General features: G+C 57.5%; 27 protein-coding genes. 3 read left to right on the top strand and 24 right to left on the bottom strand.

The features are described 5' to 3' along the window. Positions 1 to 15 precede the first annotated feature (15 nt). Both PseuLF5_RS12700 and PseuLF5_RS12695 read right to left on the bottom strand, forming a co-directional pair. The gene (locus tag PseuLF5_RS12700; RefSeq protein ID WP_123470081.1) at positions 16 to 372 is read right to left on the bottom strand and encodes a metalloregulator ArsR/SmtB family transcription factor; all 357 of its coding nucleotides are present in this window, start codon (positions 370 to 372) and stop codon (positions 16 to 18) included. Continuing rightward, positions 369 to 791, bottom strand: a complete 423-nt coding sequence (locus PseuLF5_RS12695; protein ID WP_340133676.1) for an arsenate reductase ArsC — start codon at positions 789 to 791, stop codon at positions 369 to 371. The genes PseuLF5_RS12700 and PseuLF5_RS12695 overlap by 4 nt, the downstream gene beginning before the upstream one ends. Positions 792 to 1,178: 387 nt before the next feature. On the opposite strand from PseuLF5_RS12695, the gene PseuLF5_RS12690 reads away from it, so the two are divergent. Beyond that, entirely contained in the window at positions 1,179 to 1,721 is a 543-nt protein-coding gene (locus tag PseuLF5_RS12690) for an arsinothricin resistance N-acetyltransferase ArsN1 family B (protein WP_340133675.1), read from the top strand. 48 nt (positions 1,722 to 1,769) lie between these two features. On the opposite strand, the gene PseuLF5_RS12685 is transcribed toward PseuLF5_RS12690, so the two are convergent. From PseuLF5_RS12685 to rpmH, 22 genes are all read right to left on the bottom strand, one after another. Next, a complete protein-coding gene (locus PseuLF5_RS12685; RefSeq protein ID WP_340133673.1) occupies positions 1,770 to 1,916 on the bottom strand; it encodes a hypothetical protein in 147 nt (48 codons plus the stop codon). A gap of 124 nt (positions 1,917 to 2,040) precedes the next feature. Beyond that, a complete protein-coding gene (gene glmS, locus PseuLF5_RS12680; RefSeq protein WP_123470086.1) occupies positions 2,041 to 3,873 on the bottom strand; it encodes a glutamine--fructose-6-phosphate transaminase (isomerizing) in 1,833 nt (610 codons plus the stop codon). A gap of 2 nt (positions 3,874 to 3,875) precedes the next feature. Beyond that, a complete protein-coding gene (locus tag PseuLF5_RS12675; protein WP_064116539.1) occupies positions 3,876 to 4,652 on the bottom strand; it encodes a DeoR/GlpR family DNA-binding transcription regulator in 777 nt (258 codons plus the stop codon). Positions 4,653 to 4,867: 215 nt separating this feature from the next. Next, complete coding sequence (glmU, locus tag PseuLF5_RS12670) at positions 4,868 to 6,235, bottom strand: bifunctional UDP-N-acetylglucosamine diphosphorylase/glucosamine-1-phosphate N-acetyltransferase GlmU (protein ID WP_336347613.1); 1,368 nt, start codon at positions 6,233 to 6,235, stop codon at positions 4,868 to 4,870. A 118-nt stretch (positions 6,236 to 6,353) separates the two neighbouring features. Next, entirely contained in the window at positions 6,354 to 6,779 is a 426-nt protein-coding gene (locus PseuLF5_RS12665) for a F0F1 ATP synthase subunit epsilon (protein WP_007954164.1), read from the bottom strand. Between the two features lie 45 nt (positions 6,780 to 6,824). Further along, entirely contained in the window at positions 6,825 to 8,204 is a 1,380-nt protein-coding gene (gene atpD, locus PseuLF5_RS12660; protein ID WP_016772406.1) for a F0F1 ATP synthase subunit beta, read from the bottom strand. 27 nt (positions 8,205 to 8,231) lie between these two features. Continuing rightward, complete coding sequence (gene atpG, locus PseuLF5_RS12655; RefSeq protein WP_008084419.1) at positions 8,232 to 9,092, bottom strand: F0F1 ATP synthase subunit gamma; 861 nt, start codon at positions 9,090 to 9,092, stop codon at positions 8,232 to 8,234. Between the two features lie 50 nt (positions 9,093 to 9,142). Then, complete coding sequence (gene atpA, locus PseuLF5_RS12650; protein ID WP_123470091.1) at positions 9,143 to 10,687, bottom strand: F0F1 ATP synthase subunit alpha; 1,545 nt, start codon at positions 10,685 to 10,687, stop codon at positions 9,143 to 9,145. Between the two features lie 21 nt (positions 10,688 to 10,708). Then, the gene (locus PseuLF5_RS12645; protein WP_007911956.1) at positions 10,709 to 11,245 is read right to left on the bottom strand and encodes a F0F1 ATP synthase subunit delta; all 537 of its coding nucleotides are present in this window, start codon (positions 11,243 to 11,245) and stop codon (positions 10,709 to 10,711) included. Positions 11,246 to 11,257: 12 nt separating this feature from the next. Beyond that, positions 11,258 to 11,728 (bottom strand): F0F1 ATP synthase subunit B, encoded by a 471-nt coding sequence (locus PseuLF5_RS12640; protein WP_007954149.1) that lies wholly within the window; start codon positions 11,726 to 11,728, stop codon positions 11,258 to 11,260. A 58-nt stretch (positions 11,729 to 11,786) separates the two neighbouring features. Beyond that, the gene (atpE, locus tag PseuLF5_RS12635; RefSeq protein ID WP_003097235.1) at positions 11,787 to 12,044 is read right to left on the bottom strand and encodes a F0F1 ATP synthase subunit C; all 258 of its coding nucleotides are present in this window, start codon (positions 12,042 to 12,044) and stop codon (positions 11,787 to 11,789) included. Between the two features lie 133 nt (positions 12,045 to 12,177). Beyond that, complete coding sequence (gene atpB / locus PseuLF5_RS12630; protein ID WP_007954148.1) at positions 12,178 to 13,047, bottom strand: F0F1 ATP synthase subunit A; 870 nt, start codon at positions 13,045 to 13,047, stop codon at positions 12,178 to 12,180. A gap of 16 nt (positions 13,048 to 13,063) precedes the next feature. Continuing rightward, the gene (locus PseuLF5_RS12625) at positions 13,064 to 13,471 is read right to left on the bottom strand and encodes a F0F1 ATP synthase subunit I (RefSeq protein ID WP_123470093.1); all 408 of its coding nucleotides are present in this window, start codon (positions 13,469 to 13,471) and stop codon (positions 13,064 to 13,066) included. 148 nt (positions 13,472 to 13,619) lie between these two features. Further along, a complete protein-coding gene (locus PseuLF5_RS12620; RefSeq protein WP_041073587.1) occupies positions 13,620 to 14,492 on the bottom strand; it encodes a ParB/RepB/Spo0J family partition protein in 873 nt (290 codons plus the stop codon). A 9-nt stretch (positions 14,493 to 14,501) separates the two neighbouring features. Next, a complete protein-coding gene (locus PseuLF5_RS12615) occupies positions 14,502 to 15,299 on the bottom strand; it encodes a ParA family protein (RefSeq protein WP_003229787.1) in 798 nt (265 codons plus the stop codon). 18 nt (positions 15,300 to 15,317) lie between these two features. Beyond that, entirely contained in the window at positions 15,318 to 15,962 is a 645-nt protein-coding gene (gene rsmG, locus PseuLF5_RS12610; RefSeq protein WP_340133670.1) for a 16S rRNA (guanine(527)-N(7))-methyltransferase RsmG, read from the bottom strand. Further along, positions 15,959 to 17,857 (bottom strand): tRNA uridine-5-carboxymethylaminomethyl(34) synthesis enzyme MnmG, encoded by a 1,899-nt coding sequence (gene mnmG, locus PseuLF5_RS12605; protein WP_123470094.1) that lies wholly within the window; start codon positions 17,855 to 17,857, stop codon positions 15,959 to 15,961. Before mnmG ends, rsmG begins: the two co-directional genes overlap by 4 nt. Before the next feature lie 554 nt (positions 17,858 to 18,411). Further along, complete coding sequence (gene mnmE, locus PseuLF5_RS12600) at positions 18,412 to 19,782, bottom strand: tRNA uridine-5-carboxymethylaminomethyl(34) synthesis GTPase MnmE (RefSeq protein ID WP_340133669.1); 1,371 nt, start codon at positions 19,780 to 19,782, stop codon at positions 18,412 to 18,414. 81 nt (positions 19,783 to 19,863) lie between these two features. Further along, a complete protein-coding gene (gene yidC, locus PseuLF5_RS12595; protein WP_123470098.1) occupies positions 19,864 to 21,546 on the bottom strand; it encodes a membrane protein insertase YidC in 1,683 nt (560 codons plus the stop codon). Positions 21,547 to 21,548: 2 nt separating this feature from the next. Further along, positions 21,549 to 21,794: a membrane protein insertion efficiency factor YidD gene (yidD, locus tag PseuLF5_RS12590; RefSeq protein ID WP_010565858.1), complete on the bottom strand. Its 246-nt coding sequence runs from the start codon at positions 21,792 to 21,794 to the stop codon at positions 21,549 to 21,551. Beyond that, positions 21,787 to 22,188 carry a ribonuclease P protein component gene (gene rnpA, locus PseuLF5_RS12585; RefSeq protein ID WP_011336726.1) on the bottom strand — a complete coding sequence of 134 codons (402 nt, stop codon included), beginning with the start codon at positions 22,186 to 22,188 and terminating at the stop codon, positions 21,787 to 21,789. The genes yidD and rnpA overlap by 8 nt, the downstream gene beginning before the upstream one ends. 16 nt (positions 22,189 to 22,204) lie before the next feature. Then, positions 22,205 to 22,339 carry a 50S ribosomal protein L34 gene (gene rpmH, locus PseuLF5_RS12580; RefSeq protein ID WP_003213577.1) on the bottom strand — a complete coding sequence of 45 codons (135 nt, stop codon included), beginning with the start codon at positions 22,337 to 22,339 and terminating at the stop codon, positions 22,205 to 22,207. 566 nt (positions 22,340 to 22,905) lie between these two features. Here rpmH and dnaA point away from each other — a divergent pair. Both dnaA and dnaN read left to right on the top strand, forming a co-directional pair. Next, the gene (dnaA, locus tag PseuLF5_RS12575; protein WP_186743775.1) at positions 22,906 to 24,429 is read left to right on the top strand and encodes a chromosomal replication initiator protein DnaA; all 1,524 of its coding nucleotides are present in this window, start codon (positions 22,906 to 22,908) and stop codon (positions 24,427 to 24,429) included. A gap of 39 nt (positions 24,430 to 24,468) precedes the next feature. Next, complete coding sequence (dnaN, locus tag PseuLF5_RS12570) at positions 24,469 to 25,572, top strand: DNA polymerase III subunit beta (RefSeq protein ID WP_016772390.1); 1,104 nt, start codon at positions 24,469 to 24,471, stop codon at positions 25,570 to 25,572.

Genomic DNA, 25,572 nt, shown 5'->3' with positions numbered 1-25,572 from the left:
TTTCGAAAGGTTGGATCAGCCGCACACGGTCTGATTGACTGGACGATCGTTCATTCCACAAAGCCGCTTGGTTTCTGTGTCCAGCCACTGCTGGTTGGCATCAACGACACCCTTAAGCACTTCGGTGACCCATGTCGGCAGTTCGGGATGGAGTCGGTAGTAAACCCATTGGCCTTGGCGCCGATCCGCCAGTAACCCGGAGGATCTCAGCAGTGCGAGATGTCGAGATATTTTTGGTTGGCTCTGCTCAAGAGCGGCGGTCAGTTCGCATACACAGAGTTCTCCCTCGCGGGCGATGAGTAGCGTTATTTTGGTTCGAGTGTCATCTGCCAGGCTTTTGAACAAAACGGTAGGAGTGATTGGCTCGTTCATGAGGCCTCCAGGTGTTTGGTTTTCACCAATACAAATAATTTGATGCGTTCGTGGATATCGTGAAGGGCGTGTTTGAAGGCGTCCGGGTGGGAGCTGCTCGCTGGATCCTCAAAATCCCAGGCAAGCACTTCACCTGCCTTGGGTATCGCCAGACATTCACGCGCAGACTTGTCGCAGAGGGTGATCACGTAGTCGAAATGCTCGTCACGAAACTCTTCGAAGGACTTGCTACGCAGGCCTTGGGCGTTAATTCCGACGTGAGCCAGTTCGGCAATGGTACGAGGATCAACGTGAGTCGGTTCGGTACCTGCACTGAACGCTTCGAAACGCGCGTCGCTGTGTCTAAGCAGTGCTTCAGCCAGCTGAGATCGAGCGGAGTTAGCAACGCAGATAAAAAGCACTTTGATGGGGGTGCTCATGGCCACACCTCACGCATATGGGAAATCGAATATATGGTAATTCGAATATGCGGTAAAGCGAATGTATCAGGAGACGCGCGCACTACCCTTCTGCGATTTCCACGAGAACCGCAGATTGGTTATTTCACTCGGAAACGGAACCGGGGAAGAATCGTTGAAAATCAGCGGAGGCGGCAGCTGCTTACCGCAGCGTCAGCAGCATTTGCTTGGTAAATACTTGTCACGGCTAAGGTCTTTCAGACCGTAGCGTTGTTCCGTGGCTTTGGCGAAACGACGAAGCATTTAACGCTCCTCTCTTCGAAGCGAAGTACGCGGACCTGACGCGACACCCTGACGGACAGGGCAGCCCTCCAATCACGCTTCTTTACAGGGGCAGCAAGGAAAGACATGAATTATAAAGTGAGGGTTGCTACACCCGCTGATGCCTCTGCCATCCAGGCTATCTATGCACCGATGGTTTTGGATACCGTCATCTCGTTTGAGCTGACGCCACCAACTGCAGAAGAGATGGCAGCACGAATTGCCGCAACACTGCCTACGTATCCCTTTCTGGTAGCCGAGGTGGAAGGCAACGTCGTTGGATACGCTTACGCAAGCCAGCATCGAGCGAGAGAAGCCTATCGTTGGTCGGTGGATGTCACCGTGTATGTCGACCCGACTGTGCACCGAAAAGGGGTTGGCCGTGCGCTTTATCAGCAGCTTCTACCAGTCCTGGAGAAACAGGGGTTTCATGCCGCCTATGCCGGTATCGCCTTGCCCAACGCGGGGAGCATCGGTATCCATGAGGCGCTCGGGTTTACCCACATTGGCACTTACCCTGAGGTAGGGTTCAAGCACGGCCAATGGCATAGCGTGGGTTACTGGCGCAAACCACTCTGTGGGGTGACTCCGCCCATAGAGATCATCCCATTCAGCAAAATAGGGGATTAGGCTTGCTGCTCGGCAAATCGAGCAGCATCCGCCCTGGCTAAAGCGTGCTCACACTTTTACCTGTTGCCGAGCTTCCTGACGCACTTGCTCGCGAGCCTGCACCTGTTGGGCGATAGTCGCCTGAATCTCCGTGTAGAGCTGAGCACGTTCGTCGTCACGGTCAGCACCAGTCACCACCAATGCGTAACGCTCCATATCGAGTACATCAGGGTGATTCCACTCCCTGTCCTATTGGAGGTTGTGGTCGCTTCCCCGGTGGGGAAGCAACCGTGACAACCTTTATTTATTGCAGATATCCGCTATCTCAACTGTGGATAACTTATTCCACGGTCACCGACTTCGCCAGGTTACGCGGCTGGTCGACGTCCGTCCCTTTGAGCACGGCGACGTAGTACGACAGCAATTGCAGCGGGATGGTGTAGAGAATCGGCGAAAGGATGTCGTGGATGTGCGGCATCTGCACCACGTGGGTGCCTTCGCCGTTGGTCATCCCGGCCTTCTCGTCGGCGAACACGATCAGTTCGCCGCCACGGGCACGGACTTCCTGCAGGTTGGATTTGAGCTTCTCCAGCAGTTCGTTGTTCGGCGCCACGGTGACCACCGGCATGTCGTTATCCACCAGCGCCAGCGGGCCGTGTTTCAGTTCACCGGCCGGATAGGCTTCGGCGTGAATGTAGGAGATTTCCTTGAGTTTCAGCGCACCTTCCATCGCCACCGGGAATTGCGCGCCACGGCCGAGGAACAGGGTGTGGTTCTTCTCGGCGAACAGTTCGGCGATTTTTTCCACCGTGCTGTCCATCGCCAGTGCTTCACCCAGGCGGGTTGGCAGGCGACGCAGTTCTTCCACCAGACGGGCTTCAACGCCCTTGGCCAGGGTGCCGCGCACCTGACCCAGCGACAGGGTCAGCAGCAACAGACCGACCAGTTGCGTGGTGAAGGCTTTGGTCGAGGCCACGCCGATTTCGCGGCCGGCCTGGGTCAGCAGAGTCAGGTCGGATTCACGCACCAGCGAACTGATGCCGACGTTGCAGATCGCCAGGCTGGCGAGGAACCCCAGCTCCTTGGCATTACGCAGCGCAGCCAGGGTGTCGGCGGTTTCGCCGGACTGCGAGATAGTGACGAACAGGGTGTTCGGCTGCACCACCACTTTGCGGTAACGGAATTCGCTGGCAACTTCGACCTGGCACGGAATCCCGGCCAGTTCTTCGAGCCAGTAACGGGCAACCATACCGGCGTGGTAGCTGGTGCCGCAGGCCACAATCTGCACGTTGCGCACTTTGGCGAACAGCTCGGCGGCTTGCGGGCCAAAGGCCTGTACCAGCACTTGATCATGGCTCAGGCGACCTTCGAGCGTGCGCTGGACCACCGTCGGTTGCTCGTGGATTTCCTTGAGCATGTAGTGGCGGAACTCACCCTTGTCGGCGGCCTCGGCACCGTCGCTGTACTGCACGGTCTGGCGCTCGACGGCAGTACCGTTTACATCCCAGATCTGCACGTTATCGCGGCGAATTTCGGCGATATCGCCTTCTTCCAGGTACATGAAACGGTCGGTGACCTGACGCAGCGCCAGTTGATCGGAGGCGAGGAAGTTCTCACCCAGCCCCAGGCCGATCACCAACGGGCTGCCACTGCGCGCAGCGACCAGACGATCCGGTTGTTGTGCATTGATCACCGCCAGACCATAAGCGCCGTGCAGTTCCTTGACCGTGGCTTTGAGCGCGACGGTCAGGTCCGGTTGATCCTTGAGTTTGTGGCTGAGCAAATGCGCGATGACTTCGGTGTCAGTGTCCGAGGTGAATACATAACCCAGCGCTTTGAGTTGTTCACGCAGGGCTTCATGGTTCTCGATGATGCCGTTGTGCACCACCGCGATATCGCCGGAGAAATGTGGGTGAGCGTTACGTTCGCAGGGCGCACCGTGGGTGGCCCAGCGGGTGTGGGCGATGCCGAGGCGACCGACCAGCGGGTGCTCGGCCAGTGCGGTTTCAAGCTCGCTGACTTTGCCCGGACGGCGCATCCGCTCAAGGCTTGCGTCATTGGTGTACACCGCCACACCGGCGCTGTCATAGCCGCGGTATTCGAGGCGCTTGAGACCTTCGAGCAGGATGGCGGTGATATTACGTTCAGCAACTGCGCCGACAATTCCACACATGCTTATTTCTCCTGACTGACAGCCGCGCAAATCACGGTGATACCGCGGGCCTGAATCTGATCGCGTGCATCGATAGGCAGGCGATCATCGGTAATTAGGGTATGGACGCTGCTCCAGGGCAGCTCCAGATTGGGGATCTTGCGGCCGATCTTGTCGGCCTCGACCATCACGATGACTTCCCGCGCCACTTCCGCCATTACCCGGCTCAGCCCCAGCAGTTCATTGAAGGTCGTCGTGCCGCGTACCAGATCAATACCGTCGGCGCCGATGAACAACTGGTCGAAGTCGTAAGAGCGTAGTACCTGCTCGGCGACCTGGCCCTGAAAGGACTCCGAATGCGGATCCCAGGTGCCGCCGGTCATCAACAGCACCGGCTCGTGCTCGAGTTCACTCAGGGCGTTGGCAACGTGGAGGGAATTGGTCATGACCACCAGACCCGGCTGCTGACCGAGTTCGGGGATCATCGCGGCGGTGGTACTGCCGCTGTCGATGATGATGCGTGCGTGTTCGCGAATGCGCTTGACCGCCGCCCGGGCAATCGCCTGTTTGTATTTGGAAACGCTCTGGGCAGTTTCTGCCACCAGCTCTTGCGGCATGGTGATCGCCCCGCCGTAACGACGAAGCAACAAGCCGTGGCTCTCCAGTGCGGCCAGATCCTTGCGAATCGTAACTTCTGAGGTTTCGAAGCGCTTGGCCAATTCGTCCACACTGACTTCGCCCTGCTCGTTGAGCAAGGCGAGGATGTTGTGACGGCGCTGGGGCGTGTTGCGTTTCGACATGGCGATATAAGTTTCGATTCGAAAGATAACGGAAGCAATCAAAACCTATCGGCCCTGAATCGTCAAGCAGGCACTCAATAAATATTCTGTGGATAAAAGCATTGCGGGCAAGCCAGCTCCCACCTGGATTCGCTGTGTTTGAAGATCTGTCCTTCAACACGAATCCTGTGGGAGCGGGCTTGCCCGCGATGGCACTCGAACGGCCTGTGTATAACTCAGCTTTTCTTGATCTTCTCCGGCCGCTTCCAGCCGTCGATGTTCCTCTGGCGAGCACGACCGACGGCCAACTGCGCGTTATCCACATTTTGGGTAATCGTCGAACCGGCAGCAGTGGTTGCACCATCAGAGATATCCACAGGCGCGACCAACGAGTTATTGGAGCCGATGAACACATCGGCACCCAACACGGTTTTCCACTTGTTGGCGCCGTCGTAATTGCAGGTGATGGTGCCGGCGCCGATGTTGGTGCGTGCACCGATGTCGGCATCACCCAGATAGGTCAGGTGACCGGCCTTGGCGCCCTCGCCCATGTGGGCATTTTTCAGTTCGACAAAGTTACCCACATGCGCGCGCGCTTCGAGCACAGTGCCTGGACGCAGACGTGCAAACGGTCCGGCATCACTGCCCTCGCCCATAACAGCACCTTCGATATGACTATTGGCCTTGATCACCACGCCTTTGCGCAGGGTGCTGTCCTTGATCACGCAGTTCGGGCCGATCACCACATCGTCTTCGATGACAACGTTGCCTTCGAGGATCACGTTGATGTCGATCAGCACGTCGCGACCAACGGTCACTTCGCCACGCACATCAAAGCGCGCCGGGTCGCGCAGCGTCACGCCTTGGGCCATCAACCGACGGCCAGCGCGCAACTGGTAATGACGCTCCAGCTCGGCCAGTTGCCTGCGGTCGTTGGCGCCCTGCACTTCCATCGGGTCGTGCGGTTGTTCGGTGGCCACGACCAGACCATCGCTGACCGCCATTTCGATCACGTCGGTCAGGTAATACTCGCCTTGGGCATTGTTGTTCGACAGTCGACTCATCCAGTCGGCCAGACGGTTGGCCGGCACGGCGAGGATGCCGGTGTTGCCTTCAGTGATCGCGCGCTGCGCTTCGCTGGCATCCTTGTGCTCAACGATGGCCGCCACCTTGCCGTCGGCGTCCCGCACGATACGGCCGTAACCGGTCGGGTCATCCAGTTCGACGGTGAGCAAGCCCATCTGTCCAGGCACGACGTGCTTGAGCAGACGCTGCAGGGTTTCGACTTCGATCAGCGGCACGTCGCCGTACAGAATCAGCACGGTATCCGCGCTGATGAACGGCACCGCCTGCGCGGTGGCATGACCGGTACCCAGTTGCTTGTCCTGCAGGACAAAATTCAGATCGTCGGCGGCCAGACGCTCACGGACCACATCGGCACCATGGCCGATGACCACATGGATGCGCTGTGGATCGAGTTGCCGGGCGCTGTGGATAACATGCCCCAGCATGGAGTTGCCGGCAATCGGGTGCAGCACCTTCGGCAGCGCCGAACGCATGCGGGTGCCTTGACCGGCCGCGAGGATAACGATTTCGAGAGACATGACTGGCTACCAATCCTGGGTGGTCAGCAACTGCGACCGGGTTCTGGGAATTCGGAAAAGAAAAAAGGGTAGCCGAGGCTACCCTTTTTTATCAATCGCACAACAAGCGGCTGACGGATTAACCGCCAAACTTCTTGCGGATCTGCTGGACGGTGCGCAGCTGAGCTGCAGCCTCGGCCAGACGTGCGGACGCAGCTCCGTAATCGAAATCTGCGCTCTTCTCGTGCAGAGCAGCCTCGGCAGCCTTGAGAGCTGCTTGAGCCTGAGCTTCATCCAGGTCGGCGGCACGTTGCACGGTATCGGCAAGCACCTTGACCATGTTCGGCTGAACCTCGAGGAAACCACCGGAGATGTAGAACACCTCGGCTTCCCCGCCTTGCTTGATCAGGCGGATCGGACCTGGCTTCAGATTAGTGATCAGCGGCGCGTGACCCAGAGCGATACCAAGATCACCCAGTGCACCGTGCGCAATCACCATCTCGACCAGGCCGGAAAAGATTTCCCCTTCCGCGCTGACGATATCGCAATGGACTGTCATAGCCATCTGATTGCCTCAACCTAAATTAGCGCCCGTTGCCGGGCGCCGGGATTACAGTTTCTTGGCTTTCTCGATCGCTTCTTCGATGCCGCCAACCATGTAGAACGCTTGTTCTGGCAGGTGGTCGTAGTCACCGTTGAGGATGCCTTTGAAGCCAGCAATGGTGTCTTTCAGGGAAACGTATTTACCCGATGCACCGGTGAAGACTTCAGCCACGAAGAACGGCTGCGACAAGAAGCGCTGGATCTTACGAGCACGGTTTACCAACTGCTTGTCGGCTTCCGACAGCTCGTCCATACCCAGGATCGCGATGATGTCCTTCAGCTCTTTGTAACGTTGCAGAACGTACTGAACGCCGCGAGCGGTGTCGTAGTGGTCCTGGCCGATTACGTTCGGGTCCAGCTGGCGCGAAGTCGAATCCAGTGGATCTACCGCTGGGTAGATACCCAGGGAAGCGATGTCACGGGACAGAACGACGGTGGCGTCCAAGTGGGCGAAGGTGGTCGCTGGCGACGGGTCGGTCAAGTCGTCCGCAGGTACGTATACCGCTTGGATCGAGGTGATCGAACCTTCCTTGGTCGAAGTGATACGTTCTTGCAGAACGCCCATCTCTTCAGCCAGGGTCGGCTGGTAACCTACTGCCGAAGGCATACGGCCCAGCAGTGCGGATACTTCGGTACCGGCCAGGGTGTAACGATAGATGTTGTCGACGAACAGCAGAACGTCGTTACCTTCGTCACGGAACTTCTCGGCCATGGTCAGGCCGGTCAGAGCTACGCGCAGACGGTTTCCCGGCGGCTCGTTCATCTGACCGTAAACCAGTGCCACTTTGTCCAGAACGTTGGAGTCCTTCATCTCGTGGTAGAAGTCGTTACCCTCACGAGTACGCTCACCCACACCGGCGAACACGGAATAACCGCTGTGCTCGATGGCGATGTTACGGATCAGTTCCATCATGTTTACGGTTTTGCCTACACCGGCACCACCGAACAGACCGACTTTACCGCCTTTGGCGAACGGGCAAACCAGGTCGATAACCTTGATGCCGGTTTCCAGCAGGTCGTTGCCGCCTGCTTGCTCAGCGAACGAAGGTGCTGCGCGGTGAATGCCCCAGCGCTCTTCGGTGTCGATCGGGCCAGCTTCGTCGATCGGGTTGCCGAGGACGTCCATGATCCGGCCCAGGGTCGCTTTACCGACCGGTACGGAGATGGCTGCGCCAGAGTCGGTAACTTCCAGACCGCGCTTCAAGCCCTCGGTGGAACCCATCGCAATGGTGCGAACCACGCCGTCGCCCAGCTGCTGCTGAACTTCCAGGGTGGTTGCGGCCGCGCTTTGTACAGTCAGCGCGTTGTAGATGCTCGGTACGCTGTCGCGTGGAAATTCCACGTCGATAACGGCGCCGATGATTTGAACGATACGTCCGCTACTCATAGCTGGATCCTCTGAATATTTGAACCGTTAAACCGCGGCAGCGCCGCCGACGATTTCCGAGATCTCTTGGGTGATCGCAGCCTGACGCGCCTTGTTGTAGATCAGCTGCAAATCGCTGATCAAATCACCGGCGTTGTCGGTAGCGTTCTTCATCGCGATCATCCGCGCAGCTTGTTCAGCCGCGTTGTTCTCGACCACCGCCTGGTAGACCTGCGACTCAACGTAGCGGACCATCAAGCCGTCAAGCAGCTCTTTGGCATCCGGTTCGTAGAGATAGTCCCAGTGGTGCTTGAGATCCTGATCCGGGGTAGCCACCAGTGGAATCAACTGCTCCACGGTAGGCTGCTGCGTCATGGTGTTGATGAACTTGTTGGATACCACGGACAGGCGGTCAATACGGCCGTCCAGGTAGGCATCCAGCATCACCTTGACGCTGCCGATCAGATCATTGATCGACGGCTCTTCACCCAGGTGGCTGATAGCTGCAACGACGTTACCGCCGAAGTTGCGGAAAAAGGCCGCACCCTTGCTACCAACGACACACAGATCAATCTCGACGCCGTTTTCGCGGTTTACCGCCATGTCCTTGACCAGGGCCTTGAACAGGTTGGTGTTCAAGCCGCCGCACAAACCACGGTCACTGCTCACAACGACATAACCGACACGCTTGATGGCGCGGTCGATCATGAACGGGTGGCGGTATTCCGGGTTGGCGTTGGCCAGATGCCCAATTACCTGGCGGATACGTTCCGCATAAGGACGGCTAGCAGCCATGCGCATTTGTGCCTTGCGCATTTTGCTGACCGCCACTTTTTCCATGGCGCTGGTAATCTTTTGCGTGCTTTTGATGCTCGCAATCTTACTGCGAATCTCTTTTGCGCCTGCCATGTAACACCTATCAGGTTAGCAAGCGGGAGCCTCGCGGCTCCCGCTGCGGCTTACCAGGTTTGGGTGGCCTTGAACTTCTCGATACCGGCTTTCATGCCAGCGTCGATTTCGTCATTGAAGTCACCTTTAACGTTGATCTTCGCCATCAAATCGGCGTGATCGCGGTTGAAGAAAGCAATCAGCGCTTGTTCGAAGCTGCCGATCTTGGCGATTTCAACGTCAGTCAGGAACCCACGCTCAGCGGCATACAGCGACAGCGCCATGTCAGCGATCGACATTGGTGCGTATTGCTTCTGCTTCATCAGCTCGGTAACGCGCTGACCATGCTCAAGTTGCTTGCGGGTCGCTTCGTCCAGGTCAGAAGCGAACTGGGCGAATGCCGCCAGTTCACGGTACTGAGCCAGAGCGGTACGGATACCACCGGACAGCTTCTTGATGATCTTGGTCTGAGCGGCACCACCCACACGGGATACCGAAACACCGGCGTTCACTGCAGGGCGGATGCCCGAGTTGAACATGGCCGATTCCAGGAAGATCTGACCGTCGGTGATGGAAATCACGTTGGTCGGAACGAACGCGGAAACGTCGCCAGCCTGGGTTTCGATGATCGGCAGTGCGGTCAGGGAACCGGTTTTGCCGGTCACTGCGCCGTTGGTGAACTTCTCTACGTATTCTTCCGAAACGCGGGATGCGCGCTCCAGCAGACGGGAGTGGAGATAGAACACGTCGCCTGGGTAAGCTTCACGGCCTGGTGGACGGCGCAGCAGCAGGGAAATCTGGCGGTAAGCCACTGCTTGCTTGGACAGATCGTCATAAACGATCAGCGCGTCTTCACCGCGGTCGCGGAAGAATTCACCCATGGTGCAACCGGAGTACGGTGCCAGGAATTGCAGCGCAGGAGATTCCGAAGCACTGGCAGCCACGATGATCGTGTTGGCCAGGGCGCCGTTTTCTTCCAGCTTGCGAACCACGTTGGCGATGGTCGATTGTTTCTGACCGATGGCTACGTAGACGCAGAAAATGCCGCTGTCTTTCTGGTTGATGATCGCGTCGATCGCCAGAGCGGTTTTACCGATCTGACGGTCACCGATGATCAGCTCACGCTGGCCACGGCCGACAGGGATCATGGCATCGACAGCCTTGTAGCCAGTCTGTACAGGCTGGTCTACCGACTTACGCCAGATCACGCCCGGAGCAACTTTCTCGACCGCGTCGGTCAAGGTGTTGCCCAGTGGACCTTTGCCGTCAACAGGGTTACCCAGTGCGTCGACTACGCGACCCAGCAGTTCCTTACCAACCGGAACTTCGAGGATGCGGCCGGTGCACTTGGCGCTCATGCCTTCAGCCAGAGACTGGTAAGCGCCCAGTACAACGGCACCTACGGAGTCTTGCTCCAGGTTGAGGGCCATACCGTAGACGCCGCCCGGAAACTCGATCATCTCGCCGTACATGACGTCGGCCAGACCGTGAATCCGCACGATACCGTCAGATACGCTGACGACAGTGCCTTCGTTACGGGCTTGGGAGGTCACATCGAGCTTGTCGATGCGGCCCTTGATAATTTCACTTATTTCGGAAGGATTGAGTTGCTGCATTGCTCTGCTGCCCCTTCAAACTCAAGATTTCAATGCTTCGGCAAGTTTCGCGATTTTGCCGCGAATCGAGCCATCGATAACCAGGTCGCCGGCGCGGATAACGACACCACCTATAAGGGCAGCATCCTCCGCAACTTGCAGGCGCACTTCCCGGTTGAGTCGTGCACTGAGAACCTTGGCGAGTTTGTCTTGCTGTTCTTGGTTCAATGCAAAAGCACTGGTCACTTCAACGTCTACCGACTTCTCTTGTTCGGCCTTGTACAGGTCGAAAAGAGCGGCAATCTCCGGCAGAAGCGGGAGACGGTCGTTTTCGGCAACGACATTGATGAAGTTCTGTGCCTTGGCATCAAACTTGTCGCCGCACACGTCAATAAACGTGGCGGCCTTTTCTGCGCTCGTCAGTCGCGGGGCCTTGAGCACGCGCTGCATGGTGTCGTCTTGCGACACCGCTGCAGCCAGGCCGAGCATGGCTGACCAATTGGCCAGTTGCTGGTGGGCCTGAGCGTGCTCGAAGGCCGCCTTAGCGTAAGGTCGGGCCAACGTGGTCAGTTCTGCCATGATCGCCCTCGCTTAGATTTCAGCAGCCAGTTGGTTAACCAGCTCTGCGTGCGCGTTTTGATCGATTGTGGCACCCAGGATCTTCTCGGCGCCGCCGACAGCCAGCAAGCCCACTTGGGCGCGCAGCTTGTCTTTGACACTGTTCAGTTCCTGTTCGATCTCGGCTTGAGCCTGAACCTTCACACGGTCAGCGTCGACACGGGCCTTTTCAACGGCCTCTTCGACAATCTGGTTACCGCGTTTCTTGGCTTGCTCGATGATTTCAGCTGCCTGAGCTTTCGCTTCGCGCAGTTGCTGACCCGCTTTTTCTTGGGCCAACTCCAGGTCGCGAGCTGCACGGCTGGCAGCGTCCAGACCATCAGCGATCTTCTTTTGACGTTCGTGCAGAGCTGCGATGACCGGAGGCCATACGAACTTCATGCAGAACAGTACAAAAATCAGGAACGCAACGGACTGGCCAATCAGGGTCGCATTAATGTTCACGCCAACACCTCGCAGTTACGTTGTCCATCACACCAAATCACTCGGAAAATCCGAATGATTAGCCAGCGATTTGACCAACGAACGGGTTCGCAAAGGTGAAGAACAGAGCGATACCAACACCGATCATGGTTACGGCGTCGAGCAGACCGGCAACGATGAACATTTTAACTTGCAGCATTGGAACCATTTCTGGCTGACGCGCTGCGCCTTCCAGGAACTTGCCGCCCAGCAGGCCGAAACCAATTGCGGTACCCAGTGCGCCCAGGCCGATCAACAGTGCAACAGCGATAGCGGTTAGACCAACTACAGTTTCCATCTTTCCTCCCGACTTTTACGTCGTATGGTTTAGGTTTTTTAGATTAAAGCGGTAAAACAAATCGTTTCAGGTGCCCTGTGAAGAGCCCCTTCCCGTTTGACCGGGAAGGACATCAGACTAGTCGAGACTGGTCTTAATGGTTTTCTTCGTGCGCCATCGACAGGTAGACGATGGTCAGCATCATGAAGATGAACGCCTGCAGCGTGATGATCAGGATGTGGAACACCGCCCACGCCCACTGCAGAACAACGCCCAGGCCGCTCAGCCAGAGCAGGCCGCTGCCGAACATCACAGCGATCAGAATGAACACCAGCTCGCCGGCATACATGTTGCCGAACAGACGCAGAGCCAGAGAGATCGGCTTGGCGATCAGGGTCACGAATTCCAGCAGGAAGTTCACCGGGATCAGCAGAGCCTGAACGAAGATGTTCTTGCTACCGAACGGGTGCAGGGTCAGCTCGCCGATGAAGCCGCCGAGGCCCTTGACCTTGATGCTGTAGAAAATGATCAGGGCGAAAACCGAGAAGGCCATGCCCAGGGTCGCGTTCGGGTCGGTGGTCGACACGGCGCGGAACGGGATGTGGTGGTCGCCGGAGATCAGGATGGCCAGCTGAGGAATCCAGTCGACCGGTACCAGGTCGACGGCGTTCATCAGGAACACCCAGACGAAGATGGTCAGTGCCAGCGGTGCGATCACTGGGCTACGGCCATGGAAGCTGTCTTTCACGCTGCCATCGACGAATTCGACCAATACTTCAACGAAGTTCTGCAAAGCACCTGGCTGACCCGAAGTCGCTTTCTTTGCCGCCATGCGGAAAAGAAGAACGAAGATCAGACCCAACGCGACCGACCAGCCGAGGGTATCGACGTGGAAAGCCCAGAAGCCCATTTCCTTGGCTTCTGCTGCGGTATGGGCAAAGCCCCAGCCGCCGTTAGGTAGCTGACCGAAGGTCAGGTTCTGCAAGTGGTGCTGGATATAGCCCGAAGCGGTTGTTTCTGCCATGGTTGCCTCAAACGCCCTAAGGTCTCGAAAGTCTTGTTCTCATCAGCAGGGGAGCGAACCAGCTGACCGACTGAGTCAGCACGAACGCGCCGAATACTGCGATCGGCGCCAATGGCTTCACACCTGCAAACACCAGTGCAAAGAGCACTGCCGTCAAAATCAGTTTGCCTGCCTCGCCGGCATAAAAAGACCGGACGATGGACTGGGCTGCTCGGGCGCCGGAAAACCGAAATGCCCTGTGAGCGAAATAAACATTGGGCAGCAAGGCTATCAGGCCTCCGCAAAGTCCCGAGTATCCGGCAACGACTCCATGCCATTGCCAGAGCGCCAAAGCGGCAATCAGCAAAACGACAAACTGAGCCATCAACACCGGAAAAACCGCCAGGCGATGGAACGGCAGGCGGTTTGGCTTGCGGGTTTCCATCACGATTGCTCTCCAATGGTCGGCTGCCGAAATTCAATAACTTGGCATAATTTGTGCCGACAAAATGCGCGCAGAGTATAGGGGCGGTTCTGCCCCTATTCAACTGTCAGGTAGTGATTTCCGACTGCGCGCTACATGAGGAAATGTTTCAGCGGATGTGTGCGAGCACACCTTGGAGCTCATCGAGGGAGTTATAACCGATGACCAGCTGACCTTTTCCCTTCTTTCCGTGGCGAATCTGCACCGCAGAGCCTAGGCGCTCGGCCAGACGCTGCTCGAGGCGGGCGATATCCGGGTCGGGTTTGGCTGCTTCCACCGGCTCCGGTTTACCACTCAGCCACTGGCGAACCAGTGCCTCGGTTTGGCGCACGGTCAGGCCGCGTGCGACAACATGTCGCGCCCCCTCGACCTGCTGATTGTCCGGCAGACCGAGCAATGCACGAGCGTGGCCCATTTCCAGGTCGCCGTGGGACAGCATGGTCTTGATCACTTCCGGCAGTGCAATAAGCCGCAACAGGTTAGCCACAGTGACGCGGGACTTACCCACAGCCTCGGCGACTTGCTGCTGAGTGAGCTGGAATTCCTGCTGCAGGCGCTGCAGGGCGACCGCTTCCTCGATCGGGTTGAGGTCTTCACGCTGGATGTTTTCGATCAGCGCAATGGCGATCGCGGTTTCATCCGGCACATCGCGGACCATGGCCGGGATGGTTTCCTGCCCGGCCTGCTGGCTGGCACGCCAGCGGCGCTCACCGGCGATGATCTCAAAACGGCCACCGCCAATCGGGCGCACCACGATCGGCTGCATGACGCCTTGTGCCTTGATCGACGACGCCAGTTCTTCCAGCGCCTGCGGGTCCATGTCCCGACGTGGCTGGTATTTGCCGCGCTGGAGCAAGTCCAGCGGCAAGTGTTGCAACTCACGGGTATCGGCCTGCGCCGCTTGTTCTTCCAGCGCGCTGACGGTCGGACCACTCAGCAGTGCATCCAGTCCACGTCCGAGACCTCGTTTCTTGACGGCCATGGGGATTCCTTAAGTTGGCTGGGCAGCGGCGATGCGTGAATTTTTGCGCTGACGACGAACCATCTCGCCGGCCAGGGCCAGGTAGGCCAGGGCGCCGCGCGATTGCTTGTCGTAGGCCAGCGCCGGCATGCCGTAGCTCGGCGCTTCGGCCAGGCGAATGTTGCGCGGGATCACCGTGTCGTAGAGCTGCTCGCCGAAGTGTTCCTTGAGCTGCGCCGACACATCGTTCATCAGGCTCAGGCGCGGGTCGTACATGGTCCGCAGCAGGCCCTCGACTTTCAGGTTCGGGTTCAGCAGTTCAGCGATGCGCTTGATGTTATCCACAAGGTCGCTCAAACCCTCGAGCGCAAAGTACTCGCACTGCATGGGGATAATCACCCCATCGGCGGCAACCAGTGCGTTCAGCGTGAGCATCGACAGCGACGGCGGACAGTCGATCAGAATGTAATCGTAGTTTTCGCGGATCGGCGCCAGCGCGCTGCGCAGACGGCTTTCCTTCATCTGCATTTCCAGCAGCACTACTTCGGCCGCCGTCAGATCACGGTTGGCCGGCAGCAGTTGATAACCGCCGTGCTCGGAGTAGTGCATGGCCTGGGCCAGATCGCATTCGCCGATCAGCAGGTCGTAGACCGAGTTTTCCAGGCCATGTTTATCCACACCGCTACCCATGGTGGCGTTGCCCTGTGGATCGAGATCGATCAACAGCACCCGGCGCTTGGTGGCGACCAGGGATGCTGCGAGGTTGATACAGGTGGTGGTCTTGCCCACACCACCCTTCTGGTTCGCTATCGCGAATACCTTAGCCATTCTTGCTTGTGTTCCCAATCATGCCGTGCGGCGCAGTATCAGCAGATGGCGTTGGCCTTGGCAACCGGGTACGGCCAGGGCGTGTTCGCTATCGAGTTTGAAGTCTGCCGGCAATGCTACCAGCTCATCGGCCGGATGAACGCCCTTCATTGCCAGCCAGCGTGTATCGGCATCGCCGAGGTGGCGAGTCCAGTTGGTGAAGTTTTCCATGCTGCTGAACGCCCGGGAAATGATCCCGTTGAACGGCTGCGCAGGCTGGAACGCTTCGACGCGACTGTGGATAACTTGCAGGTTATCCAGTTTGAGTTCGAGTTTGACCTGGGTCAGGAAGCGGGTTTTCTTGCCGTTGCTGTCCAGACAGGTGACTTGCGCGTCCGGATACAGGATCGCCAACGGAATCCCCGGCATGCCACCGCCGCTGCCGACGTCAAGCCAGCGGCCGTTTTCGATGAACGACATCACGCTCAGACTGTCGAGCAAGTGCCGCGAAACCATTTCGTCCGGGTCGCGCACGGCAGTCAGGTTGTAGGCCTGGTTCCATTTGATCAACAGGGCCAGATAACCCAGCAGCAATTCGTGCTGGGTTTCAGAGAGATTGACACCGAGCGCGCGGGCTCCTGTGGATAACTCTTCGGCGTGTTGCGAAGTGACCTTAGAACTCAAGCGCTTTGCTCCAACTGACGGCCCGCGCCGCGTTTTTTCAAATGAATCATCAACAGCGAAATCGCTGCCGGGGTCACGCCCGGAATCCGCGAAGCCTGACCGAGCGTCTCCGGACGCGTCGCACCCAGCTTGCTCTGGATCTCCTTGGAGAGACCGGAAATGTTGGTGTAGTCGATATCCACAGGCAGTTTCGTGTCTTCGCTGGCGCGCAGACGGGCGATTTCGTCCTGTTGACGGTCGATGTAACCGGCGTATTTGGTCTTGATCTCAACCTGCTCGGCGACCTGTGGATCTTCAGCACCGTTGCCAGTCACTTCGACCAGACCAGCGTAGTCGATTTCCGGACGACTCAAGAGGTTGAGCAAGTTGTATTCGTGAGTCAGAGGCGTGCCGAATTTTTCGGCAATCGCATCGCCCTGCTGCGTGCCCGGACGTACCCAAGTGCTTTTCAAGCGCTGCTCTTCAAGTTCGATGCTTTCGCGTTTCTTGCAGAAGGCCGCCCAGCGCGCGTCATCGACCAAGCCGAGCTCGCGACCTTTTTCGGTCAGACGCAGGTCGGCGTTGTCCTCACGCAGAATCAGACGGTATTCGGCACGGGACGTGAACATACGGTACGGCTCTTGGGTACCGAGGGTGATCAGGTCGTCGACCAACACGCCGATGTACGCTTCATCGCGACGCGGACACCAGGCTTCTTTGCCCTGCGCACGCAATGCAGCGTTGGCGCCGGCGAGCAGACCTTGTGCACCGGCCTCTTCGTAGCCGGTGGTGCCGTTGATCTGCCCGGCGAAGAACAGACCGCCAATGACTTTGGTTTCCAGGCTGTACTTCAGGTCGCGCGGATCGAAGTAGTCGTACTCGATCGCATAACCCGGACGCACGATGTGCGCGTTTTCCATGCCGCGGATCGATTGCACGATCTGCAATTGCACGTCGAACGGCAAGCTTGTGGATATCCCGTTCGGATACAGCTCATGGGTGGTCAGACCTTCCGGTTCGATGAACACCTGATGGCTTTCCTTGTCGGCAAAGCGGTGAATCTTGTCTTCGATCGACGGGCAGTAACGCGGGCCGATGCCTTCAATCTCGCCGGCAGCCGAATACATCGGCGAACGGTCGAGGTTCGCCGCGATGATTTCGTGGGTACGGGCGTTGGTGTGGGTAATCCAGCAACTGACCTGACGCGGATGCTGTTCCTTGTTGCCCATGAACGACATCACCGGGATCGGTGTATCACCCGGTTGCTCGGTCATCACCGAGAAATCCACAGATTTGCCATCAATACGCGGCGGCGTACCGGTTTTCAGCCGACCGACTCGCAAGGGCAGTTCACGCAGACGATGAGCCAGGGCAATCGACGGCGGATCACCGGCGCGACCGCCGGAAAAATTCTGCAAACCGATGTGGATAAGTCCACCGAGGAAAGTACCGGTGGTCAACACCACGGAATCGGCGAAGAACCGCAGACCCATTTGCGTGACAACACCACGCACTTGTTCCTGCTCGACGATCAGGTCGTCAGCAGCCTGTTGAAATATCCACAGGTTCGGCTGGTTTTCCAGGATCTCGCGGACAGCGGCCTTGTAAAGAATCCGGTCAGCCTGTGCACGGGTTGCACGCACGGCCGGGCCTTTACGGCTGTTCAACACGCGAAACTGGATGCCGCCCAGGTCAGTCGCCATGGCCATCGCGCCGCCAAGGGCGTCGATTTCCTTGACCAGATGGCTTTTGCCGATGCCACCGATGGCCGGGTTGCAGCTCATGGCACCGAGGGTTTCCACGTTATGCGTCAGCAACAGGGTTTTTGCCCCCATACGTGCTGAGGCCAGTGCTGCCTCGGTACCGGCATGACCGCCGCCGATGACGATCACTTCAAAACGGGAAGGGAAATCCACCACGCACCTCGTGCCTGCTTAATTAGGTCATTCAGGAATAGTTTGAGATCAGGTTTCTGGACCTGGTCGACAAGTATAGGGACTTCGCCCTTCCTAAAGAACCCTTTGCACAAAATTTAACCAGCTGTGGAGAACTCGAAGTTAAAAGAATAAAAAAAGAGAGAAATTTATAAAACCTTTGTTTTTATGTTTATTCTTACTGCCCATCCTTTCTGTGGATAGATCTCTACAGGCCTTTATTTTCAATATGTACAGCGATTCAAAACTCTGTGGTCAGGTGCCCATGAGGCCCTTGGATAACCGGTGTAAGCCTGTGGATGAATGAGGTGGTTATCCACAGGGCGGGTTATATCCAGTTTTGAGGCCCTGTTATCAACTGACCTCAGTGGCAGTTATTCACAGGGCTTAATCCACAGAAATCTGATGAACGAGGAGACAGCGGGCAGCGGAAAACCGCTCAGGGCGGAAAAATCTGCCCGGCACTCGTGGAAGGAATTTAAAAAGGAGGGAAGCAGACAGGTCGCGAACGGACCTGTCTGTGAATCGCAGGAGGGTTATTTGCCGATGCAGAAGCTGGAGAAGATCCTTCCAAGCAAATCATCCGAGCTGAATGCCCCGGTGATTTCACCCAGAGCGTGCTGTGCCTGACGCAAATCTTCAGCCAACAGTTCACCGGCCCCGGCCAGCGTCAATTGTGCGCGACCGTGTTCCAGCGCTGCACTGGCGTGGCGCAGCGCTTCCAGATGCCGGCGGCGTGCGCTGAAACTGCTTTCCGAGGTCTGTTCGTAGCCCATGCAGGCTTTGAGGTGTTCGCGCAGCAATTCCAGCCCCTCACCCGCCGATTTGGCGCTGAGGCTGATGGTGACGTGGCCGTCCTCGCTGACTTCCAGGCCAATCGCTTCGCCCGTCAGGTCCGCCTTGTTGCGGATCAGGGTCACTTTCGCCGGATCGGGCCGGGTTTCGAGGAACTCCGGCCACAGGGCAAACGGATCTGCTGCTTCCGGCGCTGTCGCATCGACGACCAACAACACTCGATCGGCTTCTGTGATGGCCTTGAGCGCACGTTCCACGCCGATCTTTTCCACCTGATCGTCCGTATCGCGCAGACCAGCGGTATCCACCACATGCAACGGCATGCCGTCGATGTGGATATGTTCGCGCAGAATGTCCCGCGTGGTGCCGGCGATCTCGGTGACGATCGCAGCTTCACGCCCCGCCAAAGCATTCAACAGGCTGGACTTGCCGGCATTCGGTCGGCCGGCGATCACTACGGTCATGCCATCGCGCAGCAATGCGCCCTGCCCGGCTTCGCGCAGCACTGTGGATAATTCATCGCGTACCTTGTCGAGCATGCTCAGCACATGGCCATCGGCAAGGAAGTCGATTTCTTCTTCCGGAAAGTCGATGGCCGCTTCGACATAGATTCGCAGGCTGATCAACTGCTCGGTCAGGTTATGCACACGCTGGGAGAACGCTCCTTGCAAGGAACGCAGGGCATTGCGTGCTGCCTGTGCAGAACTCGCCTCGATCAGGTCGGCAATCGCTTCGGCCTGGGCCAGGTCGAGTTTGTCATTGAGGAATGCTCGCTCACTGAATTCGCCCGGGCGAGCCAGACGACAACCCAGTTCCAGGCAACGCTTGAGCAACATGTCGAGAACGATCGGGCCACCGTGGCCCTGCAGTTCCAGCACGTCTTCGCCGGTGAACGAGTTCGGGCCGGGAAAATACAGCGCCAGGCCTTCATCGAGCACCTGTTGGTCGTCACTGAAAAACGGCCCGTAATGGGCATAACGCGGTTTCAGTTCTCGGCCGCTGATGGCTTTCGCTGCAACACTGGCCAACGGCCCGGAAATACGGACGATGCCCACACCGCCACGACCTTGAGCGGTGGCGACAGCGGCGATGGTTTCACGAGGTGTGCTCATAAACCGGAATCCAGACAAAAGTGGCAGATAGCAAAACGCCCCACTAGGGGGCGTTTTGAGTGGTGTTATCCACAGTGCAAGTTACGCCTCGGCTTTTTTCGTCGCCGCTTCGATCTTACGCGTGATGTACCACTGTTGTGCAATCGACAGGCAGTTGTTCACAACCCAGTACAGCACCAGACCTGCAGGGAACCACAGGAAGAAGAAGGTGAAGATGATTGGCATCATTTTCATGACCTTCGCCTGCATCGGATCCGGCGGAGTCGGGTTCAGCTGCTGCTGGATGAACATGGTTGCGCCCATGATGATCGGCAGAATGAAGAACGGATCCTTGATCGACAGGTCAGTGATCCACAGCATGAACGGCGCCTGGCGCATTTCCACGCTTTCCAGCAGAACCCAGTACAGCGAAAGGAAAACCGGCATCTGCACGAGGATCGGCAAGCAGCCGCCCAGTGGATTGATCTTCTCTTTCTTGTACAGCTCCATCATGGCTTGCGACATTTTCTGCCGGTCATCGCCATGTTGCTCTTTCAGAGCCGCCAGTTTCGGCGCAACGGCACGCATGCGCGCCATCGACTTGTAGCTGGCAGCCGACAGAGGGAAGAACAGACCCTTGATCAGCATGGTCAGGAAGATGATCGACCAGCCCCAGTTACCGACAATGGCGTGGATGTGTTGCAGCAGCCAGAAGATTGGCTGGGCAATGAACCACAGAATGCCGTAGTCGACGGTCAGTTCCAGACCTGGGGACAACTCTTTCAACACCGCCTGGCTTTTCGGACCGGCGTACAGCACAGCGCTGGTTTCAACTTTGGCACCCGGAGCAGCGGTCAGTGTAGGACCGGTGTAACCGATGATGTAGTTGCCTTTGCTGTCTTTACGGGTCTGGACGATGTTGTTTTCGCCCTTGGCCGGAATCCAGGCTGTCACGAAGTAATGTTGCAGCCAGGCGACCCAGCCACCGGTGACGGTTTCTTTCAGCTGCGCCTTGTCCATGTCCTTCATGGACACTTTTTTGTACGGCTCCGAACTTGTCCACAGGGCAGCGCCCAGGTAAGTCGCGGTGCCAGTAGCGGTTGTGGACGAAGGATCAGCGCTGTTATCGCGCTTCAGCTGGGCAAACATTGCGCCGCTCCAGGGCTGTGCGCTCTGGTTATCCACAATGTAGGAAACGGCTACGTCATACAGGCCGCGTTTCAGTGTGAAACGCTTGATGTAGTTGACGCCGTCCTTGCTGAATTTCAGGTCGACGACCAGTTGGTCCTGACCGTCAGCCAGTTGATAAGTCTTCTTCTCCGAGGAGTAAACCGGACGACCGGCAGGATTTGCATCCGGGCCGTTGGTACCGATCAGACCGCTTTGTGCCAGATAAACACGTTCGCCGCCGTTATCGAACAGCTGGAACGGCACATCAGGACGATCCTGACGACGTGGATACAGAGGCAAGGTCAGTTGAGCAACGTCACCACCCTGTGGATCGATCGCCAGATCGAGCACGTCGGTTTTGATCTGGATCAGATCCTTGCTGGCGGCTACCGGAGTTTCGGCAGGTGCGCTGGTATCGCTAGCGGCGCGCGGAATGTCGTCACTGGCGGCAGTGTTATTGCCAGTGGCGGTGTCCGGCAAACCGGATGTAGTCGTACTGGAAGCAACATTCTGAGTCGGCAGGGCAGCCTGGCCATAGTCCTGGTTCCATTTAAGAACCATAACGTAGGACACGATTGCCAGGGCGACGATCAGGATCGTGCGTTTGATATCCATGATTACTCGGCCATCGAAGAAGAACGGGAGGTAGGGATAGGTGGAACCGGGTCATAACCACCGGGATTCCACGGATGACAGCGACCTAAACGACGAAAGGTCAGCCAGCCACCGCGCAGAAGGCCATGATTTTCGATGGCTTCTAACGCGTAGCAGGAACAACTGGGGTAGAAACGACAGTGGTCGGCCATCAGGGGACTAATGGCGTAGCGGTAAAACTGGATCGGAACGAGGGCCAGTTTACGCATCTGGACTGTCTACCCCTACAGTTTCGGTTTTGACTGCCGGAACCGGCTTGTTACGAGCCAGACGCTTCCAGAGTTTGCCGAAATGCTGAATCAATTCGGGGTTTTCTACATCACCCAAACCTTTGCGCGCGACGATAACGATGTCCCAGCCAACCAGTGAATCCTGGTGCAGACGGAACGATTCGCGCATCAGACGTTTGAGGCGATTGCGCTCAACGGAGAGCTTTACGCTCTTTTTCCCGATAACCAGCCCAAGACGGGGGTGATCAAGATCGTTGTTGCGTGCAAGGAGCAGGAGATTTTTCCCCGGAACCTTGCCGGTAGGGGAGTCAAAGACTGCCTTGAAATGCCGGGGAGTAAGCAAACGCTTTTCCCGACTGAAGTCCTGACTCACCTCCAGTGCCGGATTATCAAACTGCCAGACGCGCACGACCTTTGGCGCGACGACGCGACAGGACGGCACGACCGTTCTTGGTAGCCATGCGAGCACGGAAACCGTGGGTACGAGCGCGTTTGATAGTGCTTGGTTGGAAAGTACGTTTCATGTCGTGTTACCTGGTTCGTCCACAACGGGCCGGAATGGCCCCCGTTTTAAGAGACCGGGGATTCTAGAGAAAGCAAGCCTTCAGGTCAATTTCCAACCAACGTTTCCTTATAAATAGATCTCCGGAGCGTTTCTTCGGGAACGCGTGTTCGCCATACATAAAAATAAAGAAGGAAATTATTTAAAGCTTTTCTGTAAAGCTTATAAAAGCTAGACCCGCCTCCTTCTGTGGATAAGTGGCATAAGCCCTTGTACGACGTGATGTACAGAGAATGACAACTACAGTGGAAAACCGTGTTCAGCCTGTGCTGCGCTGTCGGATAACCTGTGTGTGGAAAGGGCTGTTATCCACAGGCAGGTTATCCACCGAGTTTCGCCCCCAGTTGTCCAGTGCCCTCAGAGGCGGTTATCCACAGAGCTTATTCACACACCGTTGGTCGCCTTTTTAGTGGTTAACGCATTGATAAATCATGATCGGCAGGCCACCTGCATGTGGATAAGTGGACGGCTCGCCGCTACAATGGCCGCTTGTTTTTGCCTCACCGGCTTTCAACTTAGGGGATATCCGTGTCAGTGGAACTTTGGCAGCAGTGCGTGGAGCTTTTGCGCGATGAGCTGCCTGCCCAACAATTCAACACCTGGATCCGTCCACTACAGGTCGAAGCCGAAGGCGACGAGTTGCGCGTCTACGCACCGAACCGTTTCGTGCTGGACTGGGTCAACGAAAAGTACCTTGGCCGTGTCCTTGAACTGCTGGATGAGCATGGCAATGGCATGGCGCCCGCGCTTTCCTTATTAATAGGCAGCAAGCGCAGCTCGGCACCCCGGGCCGCGCCGAATGCACCATTGGCCGCCGCGCAGGTTTCCCAGGCGCAGGCGAATGCCGCTCCGGTCAGCGCGCCAGCCCCTGCACCCGCCCCAGCTGCGGCCAAGCGCTCCACGCAGAAAAGCGCCGAAGTCAGTGAAGAGCCGTCCCGCGACAGCTTCGATCCGATGGCCGGTGCCGCGTCGCAGCAGGCTCCGGTTCGCGCCGAACAGCGCACCGTGCAGGTCGAAGGCGCGCTCAAGCACACCAGTTACCTGAACCGCACCTTTACCTTCGAAAACTTCGTCGAAGGTAAATCCAACCAGCTCGCCCGCGCAGCGGCCTGGCAGGTGGCGGATAACCCGAAGCACGGCTACAACCCGCTGTTCCTTTATGGTGGCGTCGGCCTGGGTAAAACCCACTTGATGCACGCGGTGGGTAACCATCTATTAAAGAAGAACCCGAATGCCAAGGTTGTGTACCTGCATTCGGAGCGCTTCGTGGCCGACATGGTCAAGGCGCTGCAACTGAACGCGATCAACGAGTTCAAGCGTTTCTACCGTTCGGTGGATGCTTTGCTGATCGACGATATTCAGTTCTTCGCTCGCAAAGAGCGCTCGCAGGAAGAGTTTTTCCACACCTTCAACGCCCTGCTTGAAGGTGGCCAGCAGGTCATTCTCACCAGTGACCGCTACCCGAAAGAAATCGAAGGCCTTGAAGAGCGCCTCAAATCCCGCTTCGGCTGGGGCCTGACCGTTGCTGTCGAGCCGCCTGAGCTGGAAACCCGTGTCGCGATCTTGATGAAGAAGGCCGACCAGGCCAAAGTCGAGTTGCCGCACGATGCTGCGTTCTTCATTGCCCAGCGCATTCGCTCCAACGTCCGTGAGCTGGAAGGCGCGCTGAAACGCGTGATCGCCCACTCGCACTTCATGGGTCGTGACATCACCATCGAGCTGATTCGCGAATCCCTGAAAGACCTGTTGGCGTTGCAGGACAAACTGGTCTCTGTGGATAACATTCAGCGCACTGTCGCCGAATACTACAAGATCAAGATCTCCGACCTGCTGTCCAAGCGCCGTTCGCGCTCGGTGGCTCGTCCGCGTCAGGTGGCCATGGCATTGTCCAAGGAACTGACCAACCACAGCCTGCCGGAAATCGGCGATGTGTTTGGCGGCCGCGACCACACGACCGTGTTGCACGCCTGCCGCAAGATCAACGAACTTAAGGAATCCGACGCGGACATCCGCGAGGACTACAAGAACCTGCTGCGTACACTGACCACTTGATGAACACCAGCGCAGCTTATTAAGGCAAGGGACTAGACCATGCATTTCACCATTCAACGCGAAGCCCTGTTGAAACCCCTGCAACTGGTCGCAGGCGTCGTCGAGCGCCGACAGACCTTGCCGGTACTCTCCAACGTGCTGCTGGTTGTCGAAGGCCAGCAACTGTCGCTGACCGGTACCGACCTGGAAGTCGAGCTGGTCGGTCGTGTGCAACTTGAAGAGCCGGCTGAAACAGGCTCCATCACCGTGCCTGCGCGCAAGCTGATGGACATCTGCAAAAGCCTGCCCAACGATGCGCTGATCGACATCAAGGTCGACGAGCAGAAGCTGGTGGTGAAGGCCGGTCGTAGCCGCTTCACCCTGTCGACCCTGCCCGCCAACGACTTCCCGACCGTTGAAGAAGGTCCGGGCTCGCTGACTTGCAGCCTGGAACAGAGCAAACTGCGTCGTCTGATCGAACGCACCAGCTTCGCCATGGCCCAGCAGGACGTGCGTTATTACCTCAACGGCATGTTGCTGGAAGTTTCGGCGGGTGTGATTCGCGCCGTGGCCACCGACGGTCACCGTCTGGCGATGTGCTCGATGCAGGCCGATATCGGTCAGCCGGATCGCCACCAGGTGATCGTGCCGCGCAAAGGTATTCTCGAACTGGCCCGTCTGCTCACCGAGCCTGATGGCAATGTCAGCATCGTGCTCGGCCAGCACCACATCCGCGCCACCACCGGTGAGTTCACCTTCACTTCGAAACTGGTTGACGGCAAATTCCCGGACTACGAGCGTGTACTGCCCAAAGGTGGCGACAAGCTGGTACTGGGTGATCGTCAGGCCCTGCGTGAAGCGTTCAGCCGTACTGCGATTCTGTCCAACGAGAAGTACCGTGGCATCCGTTTGCAACTGGCCAGCGGTCAGTTGAAGATCCAGGCCAACAACCCGGAGCAGGAAGAAGCGGAAGAAGAAGTGGGCGTTGAATACAACGGCGGCTCGCTGGAAATCGGCTTCAACGTGAGCTACTTGCTCGACGTGCTGGGCGTGATGACCACTGAGCAGGTTCGCTTGATCCTGTCCGACTCCAACAGCAGTGCGCTGGTGCAAGAGTCCGACAATGACGACTCGGCTTACGTTGTCATGCCGATGCGTCTGTAA

Source organism: Pseudomonas sp. LF-5 (genome assembly GCF_037626295.1).
Lineage (GTDB): Bacteria > Pseudomonadota > Gammaproteobacteria > Pseudomonadales > Pseudomonadaceae > Aquipseudomonas > Aquipseudomonas monsensis.
This window is presented reverse-complemented; position numbering and strand designations above follow the sequence as displayed.